We start from the raw sequence: 25043 nt of genomic DNA, 5'->3' as shown, positions 1-25043 counted from the left end.
AGCGGCCAGACTTAACCTGGCCTTAGAGAGGAGGGGGAATCAGCCGGCCTTGCCGGATGCCGTCCATTTGAGGAAGGCGTCGCGGTTGCGCGAGCAGATGAACACCTTGCCCGAGCCGGAAAAGCGCAGCACGATGCCTTCGCCGCTGGTCACGCTGTTGACGATATTGCCGAGGAAGCCGCCGATGCCGCCGCCGCTGGCGCCGCCACCCGTGGTCACGGAAATCTCGTATTTCAGGCTATTGTCCCAGCACACGACGTGGGAATTGTCGATCACGACATCCTTGCCCGGCTCGACATCGAGCTGGAACATGGAGCCGAAGCCCGACACCACCACTTGCCCCGTGCCGGCCGTCTCCATGACGAAGAAGCCGCCCGACTGGGCGAACAATGCGTTGCCGATGCTTTGCGTGCGCACCTTCATTTCCGTGCCCGAGGTGGCGGCGACAAAGGCGCCGTCGTTGAGCAGGTACTGGCGCGCGCCCACGTCGACCACTTCGATGGCGCCCGGCAGGGTGGGCGAGAGCAGGCAATCGCCGCTGCCGCGCACCGCTTCGATGTGCTGCTGGAAGAACGATTCGCCGTTGGCGAAGCGGCGCATGATGGCGCTGCCCAGGCCGCCCGTCATCTTGCCCTTCAAGTCCAGCGCCGTTTCCATCATCACCATCGCATCGGATTCGCAATAGATGGTTTCGCCCTGTTTCATGCTGACGTGGAGGAAAGGATCGACGTCGCCCGTGACACTAAATACTGGCATGATAAATCTCCAAAAAAAAGCCGCCTGAGCTGTGCAGGCGGCAGTGATGATATGACATTTATACAATTCACCCCGGAAAACCGTAGCGAGCAAGCTCGATTTCGGGTTAAGTCGCGCAGCTGTACGCAGGTACAGCGAGCAACGCAGGCCCGAAAGTGAGCGGCGCAGTAGGTTTAACGAGTGTGAATTAGGCGTTGACGCCGAAAGAGCGGGCCAGTGGGCCCAGGCCGCCGTTGAAGCCCTGGCCGATAGCCTTGAACTTCCATTCGCCGTTGTAGCGGTAGATTTCGCCAAAGATCATCGCCGTTTCCGTCGAGCTGTCTTCGGACAGGTCGTAGCGGGCGATTTCTTTTTCGCCTTCCGCGTTCAGGCAGCGGATGAAGGCTTTCGACACCATGCCGAAGTTCTGGCGGCGCGCGTCGGCGTCGTGAATGGTGACGGTGATGCTGATGCGGTCGATGTCGGCTGGTACGCGGGTCAGGTCGATTTCGATGCGCTCATCGTCGCCTTCGCCTTCGCCCGTGGTGTTGTCGCCCGTGTGGACGACGGAGCCGTCGGTCGACTTCAGGTTGTTGTAGAAAATGAAGTCAGAGTCGCCACGGACTTTGCCGTCGCTTTTCAGGAGGAAAGCGCTACCGTCAAGGTCGAAGGTGGCGCCGTCCGTCGAACGAGGATCCCAGCCGAGGCCGACGATGATCTTCTTCAGGTTCGGTGCTTCCTTGCTCAGGTTGACGTTGCCGCCTTTTTGCAAACTGATTGCCATGTGGTGCTCCTTTTCAGTAATTAACTCAAAACGCCAATCAAAACCTACTGCGCGTCGTAATTTGCGGCCTGCGATGCTCACTGTACCTTCGTACAGTTGCGCTTCTCTGCCACAACTTCCTTCCGCTCGCTACGGTTTTGTCAGGCGTTGTTAAACATGCCTTCATGGGATGAGCGCAAGGCGCTCGTGCCATTACTCTCTCAATTGGGGGCGGAACCCCCGATTTCAAGCTTGTGCCGCGTGCCGTTTGCGATAACGCAAGGATGACCACAGCGAGACCAGGATGAAGGCCACGCCCGACAGGCCCGTGAACCACTCCGGAATATGGTACTTGACGGACGCCAGCATGATCAAGGCGAGGATGCCGATCGCATAGTGGGCGCCGTGCTCCAGGTAGACGAATTCGTCCAGCGTGCCCTTGTGCACCAGGTATACCGTCATCGAGCGCACGAACATGGCGCCGATGGCCAGGCCCAGCATGATGATGACGACGTCGTTGGTGATGGCGAACGCGCCGATCACGCCGTCAAAGCTGAACGAGGCGTCCAGCACTTCCAGGTACAGGAAGCCGCCGATGCTGCCGCGCGCCACGGTTTTTACCAGGTCGCCATTGCCGTTCCTGGCCGGCGCGGCGTTTTCTTCTGCGTCATCCTGCAAGTCCGGTTCGCCTTCTTCCAGCAAGCCGCTGATCCAGTTCACGCCGATGTAGACGGCGATGCCGACGATGCCCGACGCGAGCACGCTGTATTTTTGTTCCACGGGGCCCATCGCCACGCAGGCAGCCACGGCACCCATGGTGATCAGCACGGCCAGGCTTTCCGTGCCCAGCGCGTTGACTTTTTCCTCGGCCCAGCCCAGCCAGTGCAATTCCTTCTCGTCGTCGAACAGGAAGTTCAGGAACACCAGCAGCAGGAAGGCGCCGCCGAAGGCCGCCACTTGCGCATGGTTGTCCGTCAGGTGCTTGGCGTACACATCGGGCGTCGTGGTGGCCATGGTCCATACGTCGACGAGGCCCAGGCCCGTGGCGACGGAAACGATGACCAATGGAAACAGCAGCCGCATGCCGAAGACGGCCACGAGGATACCTACCGTCAAGAACAGTTTTTGCCAGAATTCATTCCAGTGACGCAAGACCGAGGCATTCACCACCGCATTGTCGAACGACAGAGATACTTCCATGATGCCCAGCACGCCCGTGATCCACAGCGCCTGGATCAGGCCCGGCATGCCGCCATGGCTGTAACCCCACCAGCCTGACACAGCCATCAGGATAAAAGTGACTAAAAAGGAAATTCTGAAATGCCGCATGAGTACCCCGTTGCAAGTATAAAAGACGTTTGATTATCCGCGCCGCTGTGTGCGCCGCACTGAGTGTTGATATACGTCAATTGTTGTATATGCCATGATTTTATATTAGTTGCCGCCGGGGGCGGCGTTTTATAGGCTGACGACAGACAGTTCTGCTGGCGCGGATGTTCTGCGATAATTGCGGCGCGCCTGTCTGGCTGCCGCAGCCCCTGACACATTCTCTACATATATATAAGAAGGAATACCCCGTGGATATCGCTTACCTCGTCACGCCCCTGATCACCTGGATCCTGGTCGGACCGATCAAATTCCTGATCAACAGTGTCCGCACGCGGCAATGGGCGTTCGGTCTGGTCGGCAATGGCGGCTTTCCCAGCAACCATAGCGCCGTCGTGTCCAGCATGGCGACCCTGATCGCCTTGCGCGAAGGCATCGGCCATCCCGCCTTCGGCGTGGCAGTGACCCTGGCCTTCATCGTCATCATCGACGCCAACAGCCTGCGCCAGCACGTGGGCAAGCAGGCGGCCGCCATCAACCGCCTGGCCAAGGAAGCGACCAGCCCCGCGCATACCTGGTTGCGCGAGCGCATGGGCCATACCCTGGTGGAAATCGCCGGCGGCCTGTGCACGGGCGTGGCCATCGGTTTCCTGATCAACACCGTTTTCGGCCGCTAAGTTCGCTTCCCCTGAAACGCAAAACCCCGCTTCAAGGCGGGGTTTTGCGTTTCAGGGCGTAAAAACTACGTTTCATCCATTGATTAAAGCATTACAGGAAACCGCCGATTGACATGCCCGGATGCGCTCATGGATACTTTGGCGCTTGTGGTTTTAATAAAAATATTATGCCTGCTATCGCTTGCAGCCCTATCCGGGCCGCGGGAACGGTAGTGGTGCTATCTATCCGGAGAATTACCCATGTTGCGCAAAACCCTGTTTGTTCTGGCAATCGCTTCTGCCCTGGCCGCCTGCGGCAAAGAGTCCAAAGATCCCGGCAAGGGCGGCAAGAATGCCAAGGAACAGGCGGGCGCTGCCGCCAATTTGCTCGTGTCCCCGGAAGACTTGCTGACCATCCAGAGCAATGCGCTGGCGTCGGGGCCGGTCATCACCGGCTCCGTGCAGCCTGAGCGCAACGCGGATTTGCGCGCCGAAGTGTCGGCCGTGGTGATCCAGGTCATGAAGGAAAATGGTGAAATCGTCAAGCGGGGCGACGTGCTGGTGCGCCTGGACGAAACGTCGATCCGCGACGGCCTCAATTCGGCCGAGGAAGCCAGCCGCGCCGCCGGCCAGGTGCTGGAGCAGTCCGAACGCATGTTCCAGCGCATGAAAACCCTGCGCGCTTCGGGCATGACCTCGACGCAGGCGCTGGAAGACGCGGAAATCCGCCGCAACAATGCGCAAAGCGATCTGTCCGCCGCGAAAAGCCGCGCGGTGCAAGCGCGCCAGCAGTTGCAGCGCACCCTCGTGCGCGCGCCGTTCGACGGCATCGTGAGCGAGCGCAAGGTATCGAATGGCGATACGGCGCAAATCGGCAAGGAATTGATCAAGGTCATCGATCCAACCAGCATGCGCCTGGAAGGCCTGGTGTCGGCCGACAAGATCGGCGTCGTCAAGGTGGGCCAGCCCGTATTGTTCCGCATCAATGGTTATCCGGGACAGGATTTCGCTGGCAAGGTGCGCCGCGTCGATCCGGCCGCCAACGCCGTCACGCGCCAGGTGGCCGTGCTCGTCGATTTCAATGACAAGGAACAACCGCGCGTGGCCGGCCTGTATGCGGAAGGCCGCATCGAGACGGAAACCGTCAGCGCGCTGATGATACCCGACTCGGCCCTGGTGAAGGCGGGCGACGTCACGTACACGTGGAAAGTCAAGGACAAGGCTTTACATAAAGTCAACTTGCGCATCGGCGCGCGCGACGTGCGCACGGGCCAGTGGGAAGTGCAAAGCGGCCTGGCCAGCGGCGATACCGTGCTGCGCACGCCGGGCTCGACCTTCAAGGATGGCCAGAAAGTGGAATTGACGGCCGCCAAGGCCGTGCCAGCCGCCGCCGTGGCCAGCAGCAGCACCGCCGTTGCCGGTAAAGGAAACTAAGCCATGTTCCTTTCCGATTTCAGTATCAAGCGGCCCACCGCCACCATCGTCCTGATCCTGGCCATGATGTGCGTCGGCTTGCTGGCGCTCAAGAAATTGCGCGTCAACCAGAACCCGGACGTCGAAGTACCGTTCATCGTCGTCAGCATTCCTTACCCTGGCGCGTCGCCCGACACGGTCGAGCGCGAAGTGGTGAACCGCCTGGAAAAGTCCTTGCAAAGCATTTCCGGCGTGACCGAAGTCAACAGCGATTCGAATGAAGGTTCGGCCAGCATCTTCCTGAAGTTTTCCTTCAATACCAATTTGATCGAAGCGTCCGACAATATCCGCAATGCGATTGCCGCCGTGCGCTACAAGTTGCCGACGGAAATGCGCGAACCTATCCTGCAGCGCATCGATCCGGCTGCAGAGCCCATCATGCAGCTGGCCCTGTCGTCGAATACGCAAAGCCATGCGGAAATTTCGCGCCTGGCCGAGGACGTGCTGTCGGACCGCTTCCGCACCGTCGATGGCGTGGCGCTGGTCAACGTGGGCGGTTCGCTCAAGCGCGAACTGTCCGTGCTGCTGCGGGCGGAAAAGTTGCGTGAATACAATGTTTCCGTCAGCGACGTCGTCACCGCCTTGCGCAACCAGAATACGAATGCGCCCGTGGGCAAGGTGCGCGGCACCCTGGACGAGAAAAGCATCCGCCTCGTGGGCCGCATCGAGTCGCCAAGCGACTTCGAAAAAGTGGTAATCAAGCGCCGCGGCGAGGAAATCGTCCGTCTGGCGCAAGTGGCCACCATCGAAGATGGCTTTGCCGAAGTCAACAGCCTGAGCATGCGCAGCGGCAAGCCCAACGTGGGCATTTCGATCACCCGCGTGCGCGACGCTTCCACCGTCAGCGTGGCCAACAAGATCCGCGACATGGTGGCGGAAATCAACAAGACCTTGCCGAAAGGCACGATCCTGCAAGTGACGCGCGACGGCGGCGAAAACGCCCAGCATAGCTTGAACAATGTGATCGAATCGCTGGTACTGGGCGCCGTGCTGACGATTTTCGTCGTCTACGCCTTCCTGAACTCGTGGCGTTCGACCCTGATCACGGCGCTGAGCCTGCCTACGTCCGTGATTGCCGCCTTCATTGCCGTGTGGCTGTGCGGCTTTACCCTGAACTTCATGACCTTGCTGGGCTTGTCGCTGGCCATTGGCGTGCTGATCGATGATGCCATCGTCGTGCGTGAAAACATCGTGCGCCACATGCAAATGGGCAAGGACCGCCGCACGGCCGCGCTGGAAGGCACGGCCGAGATTGGCATGGCCGTGGCCGCCACGACCTTCTCCATCATCGCCGTCTTCATTCCCGTCGCGTTCATGCCCGGCATCTCCGGCGAATGGTTCCGCCCGTTTGCCTTGACGGTGACGTGCTCGGTACTGGTCAGCCTGGGCATCTCGTTTACGCTCGACCCGATGTTGTCGGCTTACTGGGGCGACCCGGTCGAGGAACACTCGGCGCCGAAAAAAGGCATCGGCCGCGTACTGGAAAAATTCAACCACTGGTTCGACCACCAGGCCGACCGTTATGGCCGCGTGATCGCCTGGGCCCTGCATCATCGCCGCTGGATGGCCGTGATCGCCTTCGGCAGCCTGGTAGGCGCCATCGTCCTGCACGCTACCCATGGCGGCACGAGTTTCCTGCCAGCATCCGATTCGGGCAACTTGATGATCAATGTGCGCACCCCATCGTCGAGCAGCATCGAGTATTCGCGTTTGAAACTGGAAGCGGCGGCCGTGCTGGCGCGTACCTTGCCTGAAACCAAGGATACCAACAGTTCCATCAATGCAGGCGGCGGACGCGTTTATGTCGACATCGGCAAGCGCAATACCCGCAAGCGTTCGGCCAAGGAAATCGCCGTCGAGCTGCGCGAAAAGATGTCCCGCCTGGTGGGCGCCGAATACGTGGTGCAGGATGATTTGAGCAACGGTTCGCAAAAACCGATCCAGGTGGAATTCACGGGCCCGGATTCGCGTAAATTGATGGAAATCACGAATGCCTATATGGACAAGCTGCGCACGATTCCTGGCGCCGTCGACGTGGGCCTGTCCGAGCAAGACCCGAAGAACGAGCTGCAGATTGAGCTCAACCGTGGCCTAGCCAACTCGATGGGCATTTCCGTCAATGACGCGGCGCAATCGTTGCGCGTGGCCTTTGCCGGCGTGGAAGTGGGCGACTGGGTCGATCCGACGGGCGAAACGCGCGACGTGGCCGTGCGCCTGCATCCCGATGACCGCGTGGCGTCGGAAAACATCGAGCGCCTGCCGATCAGCGTGACGGGGACTTCGCAAATGGTCCCGCTCGACCAGATCGCCACCATCACCATGGGCAAGGGCCCGTCCGGCATCGAGCACAAGAATGGCAAGCGCACGATTACCGTGTCGGCCAATGCGCAAGGCCGCTCGAACGGCGAAGTGACGAGCGACGCCATGAAGCTGGCCAATTCCATTGACTTCCCGCCCGGCTACGGCCTGGCGCTCGGTGGCGCCGGCCAGGACCAGCAAGAGCTGTTCACGGAAATGCTGATCGCGCTGGTGATGGGTATCGGCTTGATGTATTTGATCCTGGTCATGCAGTTTGGTTCATTTACCGCGCCGGTGGCCGTGATGATGTCCTTGCCGCTCAGTTTGATCGGCGTGGTGGTGGCGCTGGTGATCACGAATAACACCCTCAACCTGATGAGCTTTATCGGCATCATCATGCTGATGGGGCTGGTCGCCAAGAACGCCATCCTGTTGCTGGACGCGGCGCGCAAGCGCGAGGAAGAGGGCCATGGCCGCGAGGACGCGCTGATGTACGCGGGCCGCATGCGTCTACGCCCCATCCTGATGACGACGTTCGCGCTGATTGCCGGCATGTTCCCCGTGGCGCTGGGCCTGGGCGAGGGCGGCGAGTTCTACCGTCCATTGGCGATCGCCATCATCGGCGGCACCATCACCTCGACGATTCTGACCCTGCTGGTCGTGCCGACCTTCTACGACAGCATCGAAATCGCCCGCGATGGCGCCGTAGCCAAGTTCCACCGCCGCGCCGCGCGCATGCCCGTGGCCGTAGCCATGATCTTGACCTTGATCGAGTGCGTGCTGACCCTGCTGCTGGTGCGCTTCGCTTACCGCATGCTGAAAAAGGCCGTGCTGTTCCTGATGGGACGCCGCACGCCGAAGGCGGCGTCGGTCAGCCTGCAAAAGTAAAACCGGGCCAAGGCCAGCTTGCGCTGCGCCGTGGTATTTCAAGAGCCTTCCGCGGAAGGCTCTTTTTTTTGCCTGCCCGGCTGGCCAGGATACGGGGCGCGCTAGCTGTTGCGCGGTGGCGGCGTGGTTCCTGTACCCGTGCCTGTGCCATTGCCAGGCGGCGTGGTGGAGGGCGGGGTGGTCGTGCCATCGGGGTTGGTGGTGGTGCCCGGTGCCATGCCTGGCGTGGCCGGCGTGGTGGCGTCCGGATTGGTCGTGCCCGTGGTGCCGGACGTGCCGCTGGTGGCGGGCGGCGTTGCCGGCGCGGTGGCGGCGGGAGTGGCGGTGGTGCTGGTATCGTTGCGCTTGTTGCAACCGCCCAGCAGCGCACAGACGATGGCGCTGCCGAGGACGAGCTTGCTGGTGGTCAGGAGTGGAGCCGTCATGATTGTTCCTTTTCAGTGAAAGACTGTCGTGGAAACGCATGCCTCGCCAGATTGCGTATCTGGAACAAGGCTGGCATCGCTTGCAAGGTTTAGAGTAGGCGGGCCGGTACTGGTTCACCGGACTTGCACAGGCGCGGTGCTGGCGGAGACGGGGAGCGCGCTGCGTTTGACGCAGCGCAAATCCGCAAGGGATACGGGGTGGGCCAGGACAGGACGTCCTGGCCGCGCAAGACGATTTATTTGGCGGCAGGGGCCTTGCTCACTTCCACTTCCCAATCCACGCCCGACTCGACGTGATGCTTGGCGGCAAAGTCGCCCTGGCTGATGGCGACGGCCACGTCGAGCAGGCTGTTCAGGTAGACGAGGGGCTTGCCTTTGGCCACGCCGCCAAACGTGTGCTCGAACGGTGCCGTGACCTTGGCCACTTGCTTGCCCTTGTGCAAGATGCGTACTTGCAGCGGGTCGTGCAGTTTTACCTGCAATTCATCGAGCAGGGATTTCGGAATGTTCGTCCACACATTGCCGTATTTCACATCCAGTACGGGCACGATGCCGCGAATCGTGTTGCCATCGCGTACAGGCTTTTGATACGCGATCTTCACCACGGATTCGCTCGGCAATTGCGGACCCACCTGTTCATAGCTGATGGCGCCCGACGCCAGGCGCGCACCGACGTACGCGTACACGTCGCGGCCATGGAAGGTGTAGGACTCGGCGGAGCCAGCCAGGCGGTTGACCTTTTCATCGATTTCGCGCAGTTCGGCCACGCCGTCGCGCTCGGCGATCAGGGTGAACAGGCCATTGTCCGGCCCCACGAAGTAGCGCCCGCCCTTGGTTTTCAGCACCACCGACTTGCGCGCCGTGCCCACGCCCGGATCGATGACGGAAACGAATACCGTGCCTTGCGGCCAGTAATTGGCCGTCTGGTACAAGCGGTAGGCGCCCAGCCAGATATCGTAGTCGGGAATCTGGTGCGTCAGGTCCGAAATGGTCAGCTGCGGATCGACGCCATAAGCGACGCCATGCATGGCCGACACGGCGCCATCGGCCGTGCCGAAGTCCGTCATCAGCACCAGCGGCGCGCCGGCCTGGGCGGACGACAGCAGGAGGGCGCTCAGGCAGGTGCCGGCGACGAGGTGGGAGAGGCGTTTGATGATCATGATTTCCTTTGTATCCAGTGTCAGAACGTGTAGCTTAATTTAGCGTAAAAGTACGCGCCATTGACGCCGATGGGGTTGATGAAATTGTAGGGCAGGGCGCCGCCATACGTGGCGTTATTCGTTTCCCGCACGCGCTGCGGATAGCGGTCGAGGATGTTGTTGCCGCCCACGCTCAAGGTCAGTTGCTTGCTCAGTTTCAATTGGCCTTCCAGGTCCAGCGACCAGACGGCGCCGAAGCGCTGGGCGGGGATGCCGTCGATCAAGGGGGCATCGCTGTCGTACGAAAAATCTTTCAGCTCGCCAAAGCGCGTGGCGCGCGCCTGCACGCCCCAGCCGGCCGCCTGCCAGTCGGCGCCGAGGATTAATTTGCTGGAGGGTGACGCATGTTTGATGCGGAACAAACTCGTCTCCGTCAGCAGGGTCAGACTGGGATCGATGTTGGCCAGCGCAGCGGAACTCTGGCGTACCTTGTCGAGGCTGGTCTTGTTCAGGTTCAGCGCCGCATTCAGGTTCAGCTTGCCTGAGGTGAACGCCAGGTCGTGGTTCAGCACCACGTCCAGGCCTTTGGTCCGGGTGTCGAGCAGGTTGGCCAGGTAGGCAACGGACTGGATGTCGCTGCGGTCATTCGCGGCCAGGTAGGCCGTGACGGCGTCGCTTTGCAAGTCGCTCGAACGCGTAATGCGGTCGCGGATGCGGATCACGTAGGCGTCCACCGTCACACTGGTGGCGGCGGCCGGTTTCCAGGCCAGGCCCAACGAGACGTTGGTCGATTTTTCAGGTTTCAGCTGCTGCGCGCCGAAGCTGTGCGCCAGCGGGTCGCTGGCCGGCAGCAGGGCCGCCGTTTGCAGAGCCGTGCCATCGGCGTTGAAGTTCAGGGTGGCGAAGCGGAAACCCGTCTGCACGAGGGCCGGCGCGCGGAAACTGTTCGACAGCGAACCGCGCACAAGGAAGTTGTCCGTCACTTTATAACGCGTCGACAGCTTGCCCGTGCTGGCGCTGCCGAAGTCGCTGTAATCGGAATAGCGGGCGGCGGCGCCTACCAGCAGGCGCGGCGTGAGGTCGCTTTCCACGTCCGCATACACGGAGCGGATTTGCCGGCTGCCGTCGTAGGCGTCCGAAGGGCGCAAGCCGGGTCCTGCCTGCGCGCCCGGCGGCGCATCGGTAAAGCTGCCGGCGGCATACGAGGCAGGGTCGCCAGCCGAGCTGGTGTAGGTTTCGCGCATCCATTCGGCGCCCACCGCCAGGTTCAAGGGGGCGGGCAAGCCGATGTCGATGCTGCGCGTCGCATCGAGATTCAAGGCGTTCTGGCGGAAGTCGAAGCCGGCCAGGTTGAAACGCGTGGGGCTGGCCGCGCCCAGCGAGGCGTTGACGGAGTGGCTCACGCCGTAGTCAAAGCGGTCGCTGCCGTGGCGCGCGCTGGCGTCCCAGTTCCACTCGCCCCAGCTGCCGCGCACGCCGGCCACGATGCTGAGGTCGCGCTTGTCACCGTTGGTGACGGGACGGTAGCCGTTCGGATACAGGGCCAGTACATTCGACGGGTCGCCCGGATAGCGGAAGTAGGCGCTGCCGTCCGATGTGCGCTCGTTGAGGGTGGCAAACGAGTACAGGTCCAGGCCGTTATTCAGGGTGAGCTGGGTGTTGTAGAACAGATAGTGGTTGCGCTGGCGCGAGTCGCCCGACTTGAACACCACCTTGCCGTCGAGCGCCTGGTCGGCGGGCGTGAAGTTGTAGGAAGTCCAGCCCGCGTCGCTGGGGCCGGCACGTTCCGTGGGCGAGCGGTGCCGCGTTTCCGCGCCGAAGCGGAAGAATCCCGCCTCGCCCAGCGGCACGCCATAGTCGGCGTTGACGATGACGGTCTGGCCATCCGTCAGGGTTTGATCGGTCGGGTCGAAATGCGTGTGGTTGGCGCCATAGCTGATGGACGCGGCGCCGCCCGTGCGGGCCTTCTTCAGCACGATGTTGATCACGCCCGCCACGGCATCGCTGCCGTACTGGGCGCCGGCGCCGTCGCGCAGGATTTCGATATGGTCGATGGCGTTCGGCGGAATGGCGTTGATGTCCACCGGCACGGTGCCGGCAAAGCTGCTTTCCGTGTCGAGCACGGCGCTCGTGTGGCGGCGCTTGCCGTTGATCAATACCAGCACCTGGTCGGGCGCCAGTCCCCGCAACTGGATGCCGCGCACGGAGTCCGACGCGCCGCTCGACTCGATGCGGGGGAAGTTGATCGAGGGCGACAGGTTTTGCAGGGCCGCGCCCACGTCGCCCGTCGCCAGCGCATTGCTCACTTCGCGCGCGCCGAAACGGTCGATGGGCACGCTGCTGTCGAACACCGTGCGGTTGCGCGCGCGCGAGCCGACGACGGTGACCTGGTCAATGCCGGCGCCGGCCGTGTCAGCGGCAGCGCCTGTGCCGGCGGTGGCTTGCGCGTCCTGGGCCCAGGCGGACGGTGCGCCCAGCATGGCGCAGGCCAGCACGATGGCGCGCAGGGGCGTGGCGGGAAGGGAGGCGGGGGCGGATGAATGGCGCGGATGCAAGGCGGTGTCCTTTGGGCTCGATTAGTGTCGGTGTGGAAACAGTTGCCATGAGCTTAAGGGAGGCGCCCGCCGGCGCTAACGATTCTTTCTGGATATGCTTATGCTGTTGTTTTTATGCCGTTATGACCCCGCGCTCAGGATTTCGGCGCGGCCGGCATGTCGGGCTGGGCCGTGACTTGTGTGCCGGCCGCTTCCAGCGGTCGAGGATGCCGAACTCCCTTTCACGCAGGCGCTCGTCGGCTACCACGCAGGGGAGGCTGTCCGCACCGATGCGCGCCAGCACGGCTTGTGCTGTCCGCTGCACCCGCATGTAGGGCGAGTACAGCACGACAGTTGCCTGTTGTTCAGGGGGGCGAATCAGTCGCCCAGGGCTTGCGCCTGGCGCGCGCCCAGTTGGGAGAGGGGGGGATCGACATCGCGCTCGGCGATGGCGATCAGTAGCTGTTTTTCCGCTTCAGCGGCATCGCGCGCCACGTCACCGGCACTTTGGCCGTGACGCACGATCCAGATGTGCTGCGGCCATTTCTGTTTCATCGCCTTGCGCCTTCCTCCATGTTTATTGTCAATCAATATAGAGGGAGGCGGCAAGGCACGGCGCTGGATAACTTCCTAGGCGGCGTGTTCCGCTTCGTCCAGGTCGGGCGCGTCGTCGCTGTTGTAGACGGCCAGGTCGGTTTGTCCCATGACCCGGCTGGTGACGGTGCCGGCCGTGATCGAACCGCTCACGTTCAGGGCCGTGCGGCCCATGTCGATCAGCGGTTCGACGGAGATCAGCAAGCCGGCCAGCGCGACGGGCAAGTCCATCGCCGACAGCACGATCAGGGCGGCAAACGTGGCGCCGCCGCCCACGCCGGCCACGCCGACGGAACCGATGGTGATGATGGCCAGCAAGGGCAGCAGGAAGCTGATCGTGAACGGATCGACGCCGACGGTGGGGGCGATCATCACGGCCAGCATGGCGGGATAGATGCCGGCGCAGCCGTTCTGGCCGATGGTCGAACCGAACGAGGCAGCAAAGTTGGCGATGCCTTCCGGCGTGCCCAGGCGCTGGGTTTGCGTCTGCACGCTCATCGGGATCGAACCGGCGCTGGTGCGCGAGGTGAATGCGAAGGCCAGCACGGGGAAGACTTTTTTCACGAAGCGCAGCGGGTTCAGGCCCACGCCGGCGATGATGGCCAGGTGGACGAGGAACATCAAGATCAGCGCGCTGTACGAGGCGACGACGAAGTTGATCAATTTCAAGATGTCCGTGTAGCTCGACGAGGCCACCACTTCAAACATCAGCGCGAACACGCCGTACGGCGTCAGGCGCAACACCAGGGTGACCATGCGCATGACGATGGCGTGCGCCACTTTCATGAAGTTTTCGAAGGATGCGAAAATTTCCGGCTTCTTGGCGGCGATGCCCGTGGCCGAGATGCCGATGAAGATGGAGAACACGACCACGGCGATGGTCGACGTCTTGCGCGCGCCCGTCATGTCGAGGAAGGGGTTGGTCGGCACGAAGCTGACCAGCAGTTTCGGCAGGGACAGGGCCTTTGCCGTTTCCAGCGAGCCTTGCAGCTGCACGCCGCGCGCCACTTCGGCGGCGCTCGACGTCAGGCCGACAGCCGTCAGGCCGAACAGCTTGGCCATCAAAATGCCCAGCGCGGCGGCGACCGTGGTGGTGATGAGCAGGGTGCCGATGGTCAGCGCGCTGATCTTGCCCAGGGAACTCGCGTCCTTGAGTTTCAATATGGCGGAGATGATGGACACCATGATCAGCGGCATGATGATCATTTGCAGCAATTTCACATAGCCGCTGCCGACGATGTCGATGTATTCATTGGTGCCGGCGATGATGGGCGAGCCGGCGCCGTACAGCCACTGCACGGCCGCACCGAGCAGCACGCCCAGGCCCAGGCCCGTGAAGACGCGCACGGTAAACGTCGCGTGTTTGCGTTGCTGGTGGAACATGAAGGCGAAGACGATCAGCGCAACGAGCAGGTTCAGAATGATGTTAATTGCCATAAGTGGGCCTTATCTTGGTTTTATTCGAGACTGCGGAGAGCGCGTGGAACTTTGCTACCAGTAACTTTCGTTCTTGCCCCGGGCGAAAGGGCAAGCACTGTACAGTACTATGGTGGCGTTTTGCGCAATACCGCTGCGAATATTACGCTATATGAATATGCTCCACAGGCATAAGTCTTCCGGCGGATTGTGAAAAACATGATTTCATGCCAGCATGTTTTGCCTATTTATTAATATCGTGCCAATTATTTCAAGGAAAAAGATGAATGCTTTAACGGAAGTGCAGGTACTCGATGCGGAAGAACGCTTGCGCCTGGCCATGATGGCCTCCGACGTTGCGGTACTGAAAGATTTGCTGGCCGATGACTTGTTGTTCACCAATCACCTGGGGCATTTGCTGAGCAAGCATGCGGACCTGGCCGCGCATGAGCAGCGCTTGCTGACCATCACGGACTTGCGCGCCTCCGAGCGCCATGTGCGCGTCAACGGCCACGTGGCCGTCGTTTCCGTGCGCATGCAACTGACGGGCAGCTATCACGACGTGGAAACGCATGGCGACTTCCGTTTTACGCGCGTCTGGGCGCAGGATGCGGCCGGCGCGCTGCAAGTGATCGCCGCCCATTCCGGCGTCGTGGCTTGAGGAGCAAGATTTAGTGGATCATCGTTCCAAAGGGCAGCTGTTGGAAGCTGTCATCGCCGCCGGCCCGGCCACCCTGGCCATCACGGCCGGCTATCCCGTGCTGCTGTACAACCTGGTGCGCACCTGGTCCGACGCCCCCGGCGCCAATGCGCTGGCCGCGTTGCTGCTGACGGGCGGCCTGTGGGCCTTGCTGGAATTCTGGCGCATCGCCCTGGCGACGGTGGCGCGCAAGGCATACGCGTTCAACTGGCGCTTCTGGCTGGCCATCGCCGGCTTTCTCGCCTGCTTCGTGCGTTTCGTGCCGGACATGCCGGCCGGACTGATGTTGTTGCTGATGGTGCTGCCGGCGCTGGCGTGGACGCATTTCATCTTGTTGCAGATCAAGCGCCCGCGCAAGGCTTGATTGTTGGAAGTGTCGTAGCGGGAGCGATATAGCATGAGTGAAATCCAAAAACTGGGCGAGCAATTCCACGCGATAGCGTCGAAATCCGACTTTTTCATGGCGGCGTATTTGGATGCCGTAAAACTGCGCGTGGCGCGAACGCAGATCAGCAAAGGGCCGTTATGTAACGTCAGGCCATTCGATGCCCAAAGGGCCGGCTTCAAGCCGGGAAAAGAGCTGAAGTCGCTGCCCGCGGCGCTGAAAGATATTCATGTCTACTATTTCGATGGGGAGGGCAGGGTCATCCTGGTGGAGAGTTATGGCGGATCTGCTGCCATCATCAACAGGAGTTTCTATTTTCATGAGCGCGGCGAACTGAAAAGCGTGCATTTCAATGCGGGAGGGAGCTTGAGGAATGTCATGCTCAGTTTTCTTGACGGGGCACGCATCGCGCAGGACATCAATTTCGGGAAATTTGGCGAAGGGAGCTACGATTATCTGTATGAAGATGATCGCCTCCATTCCATCATGGTCCGGCAGAGAGAGCATGGCCAGGAAAACCCTGCCGGATATCAGATTCTGTTCGGCTATGTGGACGGACAGCTGGAGAATATTCTTCACGTGTTTGCGAATGGATATCAGGAGCAGCGCTATCCATGACGATGGTGGTTTTCAAGGCAAGGCCATGAAAAAACACATGTGGCATCTGTATTATGGTGGGACAGATGTGGTGGACGCCAATGCAGCGTGGACGGGCGGGCATGCCGCTGCGGGCCTCTGTCCGGACTGCTGAAATTATATGCCCGGGAATGAAGGCGATTTCGCCGTGGTCGTGGATCAGCGTATTCCTGCACAAGCGGATATGTTTTCCATGGGGCGCTTGTCGCCGTCCATCATGTCCGCCAGGCTGCACCAGTTGATTATGGCTGGCCCTCGCCATCCTGCGCGTCCAGCCACTGTATCCGTCCATTCCCCGCCTCCAGCAGGTGGGCGAGCAGGGCGGTGGCCGCCGTTTCAGGCAGGCTGAAGTCGAACAGCACGGCGTCGGCGTGCGCCACGTTCAGCAAGGTGGCGCCGGCGCCATCGAGCTCGCGGCGCAGCATGCCTTCCATCGCGTACGGCACCGTGCAGCGCAGGCTGCGCTGGCGCACGATGGCCGTCTTTTCCGCCTGCAGCAACGCTTGCGCCACGCTGTCCGTGTAGGCGCGCACGAGGCCGCCCGCGCCCAGCTTGATCCCGCCAAAGTAGCGCACGACGGTCGCCAGCACGCCTTCCAGGTCCTGGTGGCGCAGCACGTCGAGCATGGGCCGCCCCGCGGTGCCGCTCGGTTCGCCGTCGTCGACGGCCGCCGATTGCCCGCCCGCCAGCAGCGCCCAGCACACATGACAGGCGCCCGGATGCTGCGCCTTCAAATCGTTGACCACCTGCTGCGCGCTGGCGCGGTCCGTCATCGGCTGCACGCAGCCGATGAAACGGCTTTTCTTGATGATCAGTTCGCTGTGGACGGGGGTGGCAATGGTAAACGGCATGGCGGGTGCGAAGGCGGGCAAAGCAGCATGATAGAGGAAATGCGCGCCCGCGACGAGCCAGTGCCGCCTACGTGGCCGATGGCGATACCAGTTCGCGCAGCGCAGCATCGCGCACTTGCACGATGTCGAACAGCCCCAGCGCGTGCAGGGCGGGCAGGGCGTCGCGGATGTCGCGTTCGGCACTGCTGCGCTCGGCGTCGCTGCTGGCCTCATCCAGCCATAGCCGGGCATTCGCCAGGAAGGCGCCCACCGTGCCCTTGCGCACGGTGACGCCATTGAACTGGCCCTCGTTTTGTTGATCCGGTAACACGTCTTCTGCTCGCATGGTGCACTCCTGAAGGTTGGAAAGACTCCACTGTATGATGGAGGAATTGTCTTGCCTGCGTTGTTTATGACTATCGATACGTCAAATCCGCCAATCTTGCCGCCGACGCTGCTGGCGCCGCTGCGCGCCATGCGCTTGTCCCAGCCGCAGGAACGGGTGACGGCGGCGCACCGCCATGCCAGCGGCCAGCTGTTCGGCGCCATGCGGGGTTTGCTTTCCGTTGCCGCCGACAGCGGGCAATGGGTGGTGCCGGCCAGCCATTGCGTGTGGATGCCGCCCCATCACGTCCATGCGCTGCGTTCGCATGGACCGTTTGCGGGCTGGAGCGTGTATGTGGACGAGGCCAGTTGCGACGGTCTGCCCGCCGCATCGTGCGTGATGCGCGTCTCGGGCTTGCTGCGCGAAGCGGTGGATCGCGCCAGCGTTTGGGACGACGGCGCACTGGACGCGCGGCAGGCCCGGGTGGCGGGCGTGATCCTCGACGAGATCGCCGCCGCGCCGCACGAGCCGTTCGGTTTGTCGCTACCCACGGACCCGCGCCTGCTGCGCGTGGCGCGCGCCGTGCTCGATGACCTGGCCGACGAACGGGGCGTGGAAGCGCTGGCCGCCTGGGCCGGCGTGTCGCCGCGCACGCTGGCGCGCCGTTTCACGATCGAGACCGGTTTTACTCCGTCCGCCTGGCGCCAGCGCGCCCGCATCCTGCGCGCCCTGGAACTGCTGGCCGCCGGCCAGCCCGTCACGACGATTGCACTGGACCTGGGCTACGAGACCGTCAGCGCCTTCATCGCCATGTTCAAGCGCGTGATGGGCGTGACGCCGGGCAGGTATGGGGAAGGGGCATAGCTGGCGCGCAAAACAGAAAAGCCAACCGCGAACGGTTGGCTTTTCTGACGTATTTGGTAGGCCGTGCGGGATTCGAACCTGCGACTAATGGATTAAAAGTCCGCGTCCGGCGACCAGAAGAAAGCCAGAATCTATCACAGTCAGATGCTTAATCGGTTCGCCGAATGCCGTGAATATACACTTAAGACGATCAGCGATCTCTGCTGAGGGATAATCGTGATCGATCATTTTCTTTGCTGGTTCAACATGAAGACTTGTTAGACGTTGAGTCCGAGTTGGAGAATGCCTTGTACTTGCTCTGCTGATAAACGTTGGGCGGTCAAGAGTTGGTGAGGTTCCCCACATTTTAGCTTTTGCAACGTTTCCATTGGCACTGGACGCCGAAATCTGATTATATTTTCAAAAATCACGATCGTTTTAAATTTTGCCTTTCCTATTTCTGTCAGAAGTTTTTCCTCGAGAACGGATGGGGCTAAGTCTTCGTGGTCGATTAGGTTCATATCCCGTTGATATGCACCCGCTACGCGAGCTAGCGCAACAACTTGAGCGGAGTGCCGTCCTGACTCATAGAAGAAGATCATGTCGCCACGAGTGAATGATCGAATTGTGGCTGGCCCACCAATATAATGACGCTGACGAGATAGTTGAGCACGAGACCTCGGAAGCAATGATAATTGAGGCGAATGATTTAGAAGCGGCTCCGCATATTGAGGTTGGACAGGTACCAAAACACCTTTACGACCTTGCAAGCCAAATAGTCCAGGGCTGAATAAGCTTTCGAGCCGAAAGATGCTTAGAAGTGCAAGCTCACCATCTGCGCGTCCTACGGAGATTTGCTGGTCAATATGGCTAAATTGTACTGGTGATGACGGCAGCGTGATATCACAACATTCAATGAGTTTTCTTCGAACGACACCCCAATTTTTTGCTGTAATTACGTCGCCGATGCGTACTTTCTGCAGCTCGTTATTGGCCAGCTGACGACTGTAACCATAGCCTGCGGCAATTTCTCGTACTAACGCTTGCTTGGACGGAGAGTGTAATCTTATTCGATTGACTACTGAAAAATCATTCTGTTCGTCTACAAAGTTAAGCAAGAGGCGAGTGGTGTCAGACGCTGCCGCACTGCTCTCTGAAACCGCGATGCTGCCGATCAGAGTATTCTTCAAAAGAGTCTTTGCGAGAACCAAATATCCGGTTACATCGGTTCCCGCGCGTACCACTACTCGCTGTGAAGGATGTTCTCCACCATCGAAGGCCGCCCATCGGCTAGCCATTGCCGCAGGTGTCACATCGAGCGCATTTAGAATGGCACGGATACTTGGCTCATCGTCAGGTTGGGCCGTCAAAAGGGTAAGGGTATCTTCTGCCGTAGAAGGTTGGCTTTCGACAGGCCTGCGTTCGGTAGTGTCATTTTGAAAGGACTCTGGGGAAATTACCTCAATAGAAAATTCCTTGCGAAGTTGCGCAGAAGAATTAAGTATGGATGAGTCCGATGTTATGAGACCATGTAAACCATGGAAGATCGAAGTGGCTAAATGGCGGAGATCCGATATATCGTTAGCTGTTAGTGAGTTTGCCGTCGCTCGTTCGGGAAATACAATTTTCGCCAATTGCGGGCACAACACATCAGTGTATTCAACAGGGGGAATTGGAAATCTTGGCAATGCACGTGCAAGGGCTTGCATTGGATCAGTTTTTCCCTTATGAGCTGTGCGCTTAAGCTCGGCATCTATTTCTGAACTAATTGCAAGGCTGCAGGTTTGACCTCTCTCAGCCCTGAATACAGCTATCGCCTGCTCATGCCGTGTGCGGCGTGGGCCAAGATCGAACAGTACGTTCAAATCAAGAAGCAGCAATGGTCGAATGTCCTCTAGCTTATTTTCAAACCCTAATGGATTGGTTACTGAAATGCCACTCGGCTGGAAGAGTTGAGGCGTTTCCAGTTCATGGGCTCTGACCACAATCATTCGCTTCTTGGTCTGCCCTCCAGTGGATACACGTTGAGGATAGAACCCTTGTGCCTCCCAAAACGCGTTAGCATCTTGTAGATCCTCAGCTACTCGGGCTTGGATGGAAATGTATTGCAGTGACGTTAGCTGAGCTTTGAGAGCGTCTAAAATGAGTCGCCCAAGTCCATGGCCTCGGTATATGTTTTTGACATAAATCTGTCTGACATGTGCCTTGGGAAATGTCACATCGAAAAGCAAGTGACCTGCGTACTCATCTGATTGTCCATCCCTTGTCGCAATTACGAATAGCAGTTCGCGGCGGGCGAAATCCGTAAAGACGCTTTTTGGGAAAAATCCTAAAGCATGCTTATTATTGTCGGCTGCCGCCACAACCGCAGGCAGATGCGTGGATACTTCCGAATAGGAAGTTAAGATATGGAAAGACAGGTCGTTGTTCACAGCTTTATCCTGGAAGTTGATCCATGATAATTATAGTGCACCCACCGTTGATTATTGGAAATTCTGCTGAGTATAGTGACAATGATTTGCTATTTTTTTATGTAGCAAAAAGACTGCGGAGCGATCCCGCTTGGTAGTATGGTGTCGAGCGCGCGAGGTCGAGCATACCGTTTCACGGCTTTTATCTGGATAGCATGCGCGAGTGCTTTTCCGGAAAAATACTCATCAAAATAGCGTCGGCTAATCCCTGCACTTTCTTTGGTTTGGCTCCAAATTTTTTTTGGGGTATCGGAAATAATTTGGGAAATTTCGAACTCACCAACAACCTTGCCAATTGGTCGAGAGGCATAAATGACGATAATTTTGATATTCTGTGCTTTGGGGAGAATCTTTCGAAACTCATACTTCTTTTCCCCCGAGAGTATTTTTTCAGCAAACTCGGGTTTTATTGATAGAAGCACTTTCATATTTCCCTTAGCGTCTAGTACATGGCACAGGCGAATAAGCCGCGAAGCGCACCCAACGTGCGCACGATCAAAGTGGCGCCATGATAGGGGTACCCCCAAAAAAAAGCCAGTCCGAGACTGGTTTTCTGCGAACATTGGTAGACTATGCGGCGCTCGAACTTGTGACCAAAAGAGCAGCCATCCGCTTGTTTTAGTGTGGATTTAGAGGTGTTTCTCGATGTTCAGGACCAGAAATGGACCAAAACAGAAAAGCCAACCGCGAACGGTTGGCTTCTCTGAAGTATTTGGTAGGCCGTGCGGGATTCGAACCTGCGACCAACGGATTAAAAGTCCGCTGCTCTACCAGCTGAGCTAACGACCCAAAAACTTTTACAACTGAACTGCGGTAACGCTGTGCCGTATCAACATGCTTGCCATGCTGACGACTGAATCTTGGTAGGCCGTGCGGGATTCGAACCTGCGACCAACGGATTAAAAGTCCGCTGCTCTACCAGCTGAGCTAACGACCCAAGGGCGGCTATTATGACGGCCAATGGTGGTTTTGGGAAGGGCGGGGATGGAAAAAACCTTGCGCAACGCTCGGGGGCGGACTAATATAAGTAGATAGCCTACCTACTTATATGTTTCCATGTCCACTACCGAAGACCTTCCCATCCCCGAACGCGCGCTGGCGCTGTCCGATGAATTGCGCACGGCGTTCAAGCGCCTGCTGCGCTCCATGCAGCGAGAAGGGGGCGAGCTGGAAGGTGGCGTGTCGATGATGCAGTACATGCTGCTGGCGCTGATCCACGAGCAGCCCGGCATCGGCGTGGCCGCGCTGGCGCGCCTGCAGAACGTGCGCGGGCCGACCGTCAGCGCGCAGGTCAAGTCGCTCGAAGAGGCGGGTCTCGTCGAGCGCAGCGCGCCCGATCCGCAGGACCGGCGCCGTTCCGGCCTGCACCTGTCCGCACATGGCCTGGCCATCCTCGACACCCTGCGCGCGCGGCGCCGCGATGCGCTGGCGCGGCGCATCGCCCGCCTGACGCCGCAGCAGGTCGACGCGCTGGCCGCCGCCATGCAGCCGCTGCTCGAGATAGGCCAGGCATGAGCGGCCTTGGCATACCCGCAGGCGCAGAGGCGCCATTGACGGAGCGCGAAGTGCGCGCCACCTACCTGGGTCTGATGGCCGTGCTGGGCCTCGGCGCGCTGGACCAGAGCATCGTCGCCACGGCCTTGCCGCGCATCGTCGATGACCTGGGCGGCATGGCGCACCTGTCGTGGGTGGTGACGGCGTACGTGCTGGCCTCGACGGCCACCATGCCCCTGTACGGCAAGTTGGCCGACCAGTACGGCCGCCGCCCCATGATTTTCACGGCCTTGCTGACTTTCCTGCTCGGTTCCGTGCTGTGCGGGCTGGCGCAGAACATGACGGAACTGATCATCTTCCGCGCCATCCAGGGCCTGGGCGCGGGCGGCTTCATGCCGCTGGCGCAAATCATCATCGGCGACATCGTGCCGCCCGCCGAGCGGGGCAAGCGGCAAGGCATGGTGCCCATCGTGTTTGCCGTCACCAGCGTGCTGGGGCCCGTGCTGGGCGGCGTGATCACGGATGCCCTGTCGTGGCACTGGATTTTCTTTGTCAACCTGCCCGTCGGCGCCGCCGCCTTTGTCATCATCGCGCGCGCCATGCGCAAACCCGCGCCCGCGCATGCGCACAAGATTGATTATCTGGGCTCCGCCTTGCTGACGGGCGCCGTCACGGCGGCGCTGCTGGTGCTGGCATTGGGCGGCACCGAGTGGCCGTGGGATGCGCTGGCCATTAAGGTGTGCGGCGGCGTCGCCGTGCTGCTGGGGATCTGGCTGGCGTTCCACGTGGGGCGGGTGGATGAACCCGTGCTGCCGCCCGACCTGTTCGAGAACTGCACCTTCAATATCGCCAGCCTGGTGATGGCCATGACGTTCATGGGCCTGATGGGCGCCAGCGTCTTCTTTCCCCTGTTCTTCCAGCTGGTGATGGGCACCAGTCCCGCCGAATCGGGCGTCATGACGGTGGCGATGATGGTGGGGCTGGTGGCGTCGTCGATGTTCAACGGCCGGGTGCTGTCGCGTTCGGGCAAGTACAAGATGGTGCAGGTGGCGGGGCTGGCCGTGGCGGTCGTGGCGTTTGCCGTGCTGGCCTGGGCCATGGAAACGTCGCGCGGTTACTGGATCATCGAGCCGGCCATCTTCTTCCTGGGCACGGGGCTGGGGCTGGTGATGCCGAACATGACGATCGCCGTGCAAAATGCCTTGCCGCTGGCGCGCCGCGGCGTGGGCACGGCCATGCTGGCCTTTTTCCGCTCGCTGGGCGGCTTGCTGGGCGTGACGGCGTCCGGCGCTATCCTCGCCCGCCAGCTGCACCAGCATGGCGTGGAAGCTGTCTCGGCGCTGGGTGCGCAGGCGGCCGTGCAGACGGTGGAGGTGTACCGCCATGCGATCGCCAGCGTGTTCGGCGCCGGCGCCGTGCTGCTGCTGGTGGGACTGGTCTTCCTGCTATTCCTGCCGGAACTGCCCCTGGAGGGGCATCCGGCGACGGTCAAGGATGATCAGTAGCGTTCCAGCCAGTGCGCGTAGGGCGCAGGCAGGGCCCACGAGGCGCGTTCCACGCCGAGTTCCTTGGCGGCAAAATATGCCCAGTGCGGGTTGGCCAGGTGCGCCTTGCCGACCATCACCACGTCCAGCTGTTCATCCTTGACGACGCGCTCGGCGATGGCCGGCGTGCCGAAGCCCCAGGCGGACGAGACGGGCACGCCCGCTTCGCGTCGCACTCTCTCGGCGATCGGACCCATGAAGGCAGGGCCCCAGGGAATTGCCACATCGGGAATGGTAAAGCCCATGCTGACACTGATCATATCCATGCCGGCATCCTTGAACTGGCGCACGAGGGCTATCGATTCGAGCAGGGTTTGCTCGTCGCGGCCGTCGAATTCCAGCACGCCGAAGCGGATAGTCAGCGGCAGGTGCTCGGGCCACACTTCACGCACGGCTTTCAATGTTTCCAGCAGGAAGCGGCTGCGGTTTTCCAGGCTGCCGCCATAGATATCGTCGCGCTGGTTCGAGTGGGCGGAAAAGAAGCTTTGCGCCAGGTAGCCGTGGGCGAAGTGCAGTTCCAGCCATTCGAAGCCCACTTCGCGGGCGCGCATGGCCGCGTCGACGAAGTTCTGTTTCACGCGGGCAATATCGTCGAGGTCCATGGCGCGGGGCACTTTCGGCAGGCCGCCGCCAAAGGCGATGGCGGATGGGGCGATGGTTTGCCAGCCGCGCGCGTCTCCTTCGGCAATATGGTCGTCGCCTTCCCAGGGGCGGTTGGCGCTGGCCTTGCGGCCCGCGTGGGCGATCTGGATGCCGGGCACGGAGCCGGCCGCCTTGATGGCTTTCACGACGGGCACGAACGCTTGCGCCAGGTCATCGTTCCAGATGCCCGTGCAGCCCGGCGTGATGCGGCCTTCCGGCGCCACGGCCGTCGCTTCGACGATCACCAGGCCCGCGCCGCCGCGCGCCATGCCCGCGTAGTGCGACAGATGCCAGTCGTTGGCCTGGCCATCGACGGCCATGTACTGGCACATGGGCGGCACGGCGATGCGGTTGCGCAGGGTGATGCCTTTGAGGGTGTAGGGCTGGAAGAGGGCGGACATGGTGGCCTTTGTGTTTGTTGGTGGAAATGTCAGGGAATTCTGATTCGGTAGTTCGTAAATATTCGAAGAATGGAATTAGTATAGCGCATGCTGTATGATTCTGCTCATGCGCCCACACAAACATCCTTCTGCCAGCGAATTCGTCCTCGAACGCGTGCTGTACGCCTTGAGCGATTCCATCCGCCTCGACATCGTGCGCCACCTGGCCAGAGTCGACGCGGCCGCTTGCGGCGACCTCGATGGCGGACGGCCGAAATCGACCGTTTCCCACCATTTCAAGGTCTTGCGCGAAGCGGGCCTCGTCTACACGGAAAACGCGGGCACGACGCACATGAATACCCTGCGCCGCGCCGATATCGAGAGCCGCTTCCCCGGCTTGCTGGATGCCATCCTGGCGCAGCAGCCCTTGGTGTCCGAGCCGCCGCAGGCGGAAAAGCCGACAGTTTAGCCGCGTGCCGTACCCCGCCATTTTCCAGGCTCGGCTATGATATCGGCCTTTCGGTAAATCCTCAGCCGCGCGCCTGT

The 25043-nt window shown here is 60.7% G+C and carries 24 protein-coding genes and 2 tRNA genes; 10 read left to right on the top strand and 16 right to left on the bottom strand.

Features of this window, described 5'->3' with window-relative positions; translation table 11 throughout:
* Window positions 1-39 precede the first annotated feature (39 nt).
* From NCG91_RS19950 to NCG91_RS19940, 3 genes are all read right to left on the bottom strand, one after another.
* Window positions 40-756, bottom strand: coding sequence for a TIGR00266 family protein (locus NCG91_RS19950; protein ID WP_035826041.1), 717 nt, complete (start codon window positions 754-756; stop codon window positions 40-42).
* A gap of 187 nt (window positions 757-943) precedes the next feature.
* Complete coding sequence (locus NCG91_RS19945; RefSeq protein ID WP_046682304.1) at window positions 944-1519, bottom strand: TerD family protein; 576 nt, start codon at window positions 1517-1519, stop codon at window positions 944-946.
* Window positions 1520-1744: 225 nt separating this feature from the next.
* Window positions 1745-2827: a DUF475 domain-containing protein gene (locus NCG91_RS19940; protein ID WP_251350920.1), complete on the bottom strand. Its 1083-nt coding sequence runs from the start codon at window positions 2825-2827 to the stop codon at window positions 1745-1747.
* A gap of 248 nt (window positions 2828-3075) precedes the next feature.
* Here NCG91_RS19940 and NCG91_RS19935 point away from each other — a divergent pair, with 248 nt between their 5' ends.
* The 3 genes from NCG91_RS19935 to NCG91_RS19925 all read left to right on the top strand — a co-directional run bounded on the left by NCG91_RS19935 (window position 3076) and on the right by NCG91_RS19925 (window position 8139).
* Window positions 3076-3501, top strand: a complete 426-nt coding sequence (locus NCG91_RS19935; protein WP_251350919.1) for a divergent PAP2 family protein — start codon at window positions 3076-3078, stop codon at window positions 3499-3501.
* A gap of 240 nt (window positions 3502-3741) precedes the next feature.
* Complete coding sequence (locus tag NCG91_RS19930) at window positions 3742-4914, top strand: efflux RND transporter periplasmic adaptor subunit (protein ID WP_077401247.1); 1173 nt, start codon at window positions 3742-3744, stop codon at window positions 4912-4914.
* A 3-nt stretch (window positions 4915-4917) separates the two neighbouring features.
* On the top strand, window positions 4918-8139 hold the full coding sequence (locus tag NCG91_RS19925; protein WP_251350918.1) for an efflux RND transporter permease subunit: 3222 nt from the start codon (window positions 4918-4920) through the stop codon (window positions 8137-8139).
* A gap of 101 nt (window positions 8140-8240) precedes the next feature.
* Here the strand turns inward: NCG91_RS19925 and NCG91_RS19920 are convergent, their stop codons facing one another.
* The 6 genes from NCG91_RS19920 to NCG91_RS19895 form a co-directional block, all read right to left on the bottom strand.
* Window positions 8241-8564, bottom strand: a complete 324-nt coding sequence (locus NCG91_RS19920) for a hypothetical protein (protein ID WP_251350917.1) — start codon at window positions 8562-8564, stop codon at window positions 8241-8243.
* Between the two features lie 236 nt (window positions 8565-8800).
* A complete protein-coding gene (locus tag NCG91_RS19915; protein WP_099664989.1) occupies window positions 8801-9724 on the bottom strand; it encodes an SAM hydrolase/SAM-dependent halogenase family protein in 924 nt (307 codons plus the stop codon).
* 20 nt (window positions 9725-9744) lie between these two features.
* A complete protein-coding gene (locus NCG91_RS19910; RefSeq protein WP_251350916.1) occupies window positions 9745-12258 on the bottom strand; it encodes a TonB-dependent receptor plug domain-containing protein in 2514 nt (837 codons plus the stop codon).
* A gap of 112 nt (window positions 12259-12370) precedes the next feature.
* Complete coding sequence (locus NCG91_RS19905; RefSeq protein ID WP_251350957.1) at window positions 12371-12568, bottom strand: histidine phosphatase family protein; 198 nt, start codon at window positions 12566-12568, stop codon at window positions 12371-12373.
* A gap of 47 nt (window positions 12569-12615) precedes the next feature.
* On the bottom strand, window positions 12616-12792 hold the full coding sequence (locus NCG91_RS19900; RefSeq protein ID WP_251350915.1) for a histidine phosphatase family protein: 177 nt from the start codon (window positions 12790-12792) through the stop codon (window positions 12616-12618).
* Window positions 12793-12867: 75 nt separating this feature from the next.
* Entirely contained in the window at window positions 12868-14268 is a 1401-nt protein-coding gene (locus NCG91_RS19895) for an L-cystine transporter (protein WP_251350914.1), read from the bottom strand.
* A gap of 262 nt (window positions 14269-14530) precedes the next feature.
* Between NCG91_RS19895 and NCG91_RS19890 the strand changes: the two genes are divergently transcribed.
* From NCG91_RS19890 to NCG91_RS19880, 3 genes are read left to right on the top strand one after another with little or no spacing between them, the layout of a single operon-like run.
* A complete protein-coding gene (locus NCG91_RS19890; protein ID WP_251350913.1) occupies window positions 14531-14908 on the top strand; it encodes a nuclear transport factor 2 family protein in 378 nt (125 codons plus the stop codon).
* Window positions 14909-14921: 13 nt separating this feature from the next.
* Entirely contained in the window at window positions 14922-15311 is a 390-nt protein-coding gene (locus NCG91_RS19885; protein WP_251350912.1) for a hypothetical protein, read from the top strand.
* A 33-nt stretch (window positions 15312-15344) separates the two neighbouring features.
* Window positions 15345-15950: a hypothetical protein gene (locus tag NCG91_RS19880; protein ID WP_251350911.1), complete on the top strand. Its 606-nt coding sequence runs from the start codon at window positions 15345-15347 to the stop codon at window positions 15948-15950.
* Window positions 15951-16210: 260 nt separating this feature from the next.
* On the opposite strand, the gene NCG91_RS19875 is transcribed toward NCG91_RS19880, so the two are convergent.
* Window positions 16211-16819, bottom strand: a complete 609-nt coding sequence (locus NCG91_RS19875) for an IMPACT family protein (RefSeq protein WP_251350910.1) — start codon at window positions 16817-16819, stop codon at window positions 16211-16213.
* A 67-nt stretch (window positions 16820-16886) separates the two neighbouring features.
* On the bottom strand, window positions 16887-17144 hold the full coding sequence (locus NCG91_RS19870; protein ID WP_251350909.1) for a hypothetical protein: 258 nt from the start codon (window positions 17142-17144) through the stop codon (window positions 16887-16889).
* A gap of 66 nt (window positions 17145-17210) precedes the next feature.
* On the opposite strand from NCG91_RS19870, the gene NCG91_RS19865 reads away from it, so the two are divergent.
* Window positions 17211-17987, top strand: a complete 777-nt coding sequence (locus NCG91_RS19865) for an AraC family transcriptional regulator (RefSeq protein WP_251350908.1) — start codon at window positions 17211-17213, stop codon at window positions 17985-17987.
* 257 nt (window positions 17988-18244) lie between these two features.
* Here the strand turns inward: NCG91_RS19865 and NCG91_RS19860 are convergent, their stop codons facing one another.
* The 4 genes from NCG91_RS19860 to NCG91_RS19845 form a co-directional block, all read right to left on the bottom strand.
* A complete protein-coding gene (locus NCG91_RS19860) occupies window positions 18245-20398 on the bottom strand; it encodes a GNAT family N-acetyltransferase (protein ID WP_251350907.1) in 2154 nt (717 codons plus the stop codon).
* 89 nt (window positions 20399-20487) lie between these two features.
* Entirely contained in the window at window positions 20488-20865 is a 378-nt protein-coding gene (locus NCG91_RS19855; RefSeq protein WP_251350906.1) for an ASCH domain-containing protein, read from the bottom strand.
* A gap of 285 nt (window positions 20866-21150) precedes the next feature.
* Window positions 21151-21226, bottom strand: a tRNA-Lys gene (locus NCG91_RS19850).
* A gap of 72 nt (window positions 21227-21298) precedes the next feature.
* Window positions 21299-21374 (bottom strand) — tRNA-Lys (locus tag NCG91_RS19845).
* Between the two features lie 119 nt (window positions 21375-21493).
* On the opposite strand from NCG91_RS19845, the gene NCG91_RS19840 reads away from it, so the two are divergent.
* Window positions 21494-21952, top strand: coding sequence for a MarR family winged helix-turn-helix transcriptional regulator (locus NCG91_RS19840; protein ID WP_251350905.1), 459 nt, complete (start codon window positions 21494-21496; stop codon window positions 21950-21952).
* The gene (locus NCG91_RS19835; RefSeq protein WP_251350904.1) at window positions 21949-23436 is read left to right on the top strand and encodes an MDR family MFS transporter; all 1488 of its coding nucleotides are present in this window, start codon (window positions 21949-21951) and stop codon (window positions 23434-23436) included. The genes NCG91_RS19840 and NCG91_RS19835 overlap by 4 nt, the downstream gene beginning before the upstream one ends.
* Here NCG91_RS19835 and NCG91_RS19830 read toward each other — a convergent pair.
* Window positions 23430-24518 carry an NADH:flavin oxidoreductase/NADH oxidase gene (locus tag NCG91_RS19830; RefSeq protein ID WP_251350903.1) on the bottom strand — a complete coding sequence of 363 codons (1089 nt, stop codon included), beginning with the start codon at window positions 24516-24518 and terminating at the stop codon, window positions 23430-23432. The genes NCG91_RS19835 and NCG91_RS19830 overlap by 7 nt on opposite strands.
* A gap of 106 nt (window positions 24519-24624) precedes the next feature.
* Here NCG91_RS19830 and NCG91_RS19825 point away from each other — a divergent pair, with 106 nt between their 5' ends.
* Window positions 24625-24966, top strand: a complete 342-nt coding sequence (locus NCG91_RS19825; RefSeq protein ID WP_251350902.1) for an ArsR/SmtB family transcription factor — start codon at window positions 24625-24627, stop codon at window positions 24964-24966.
* Window positions 24967-25043: the final 77 nt, after the last annotated feature.

This window comes from Janthinobacterium kumbetense, from assembly GCF_023703445.1.
GTDB classification, from domain to species: Bacteria; Pseudomonadota; Gammaproteobacteria; order Burkholderiales; family Burkholderiaceae_D; genus Janthinobacterium; species Janthinobacterium kumbetense.
This window is presented reverse-complemented; position numbering and strand designations above follow the sequence as displayed.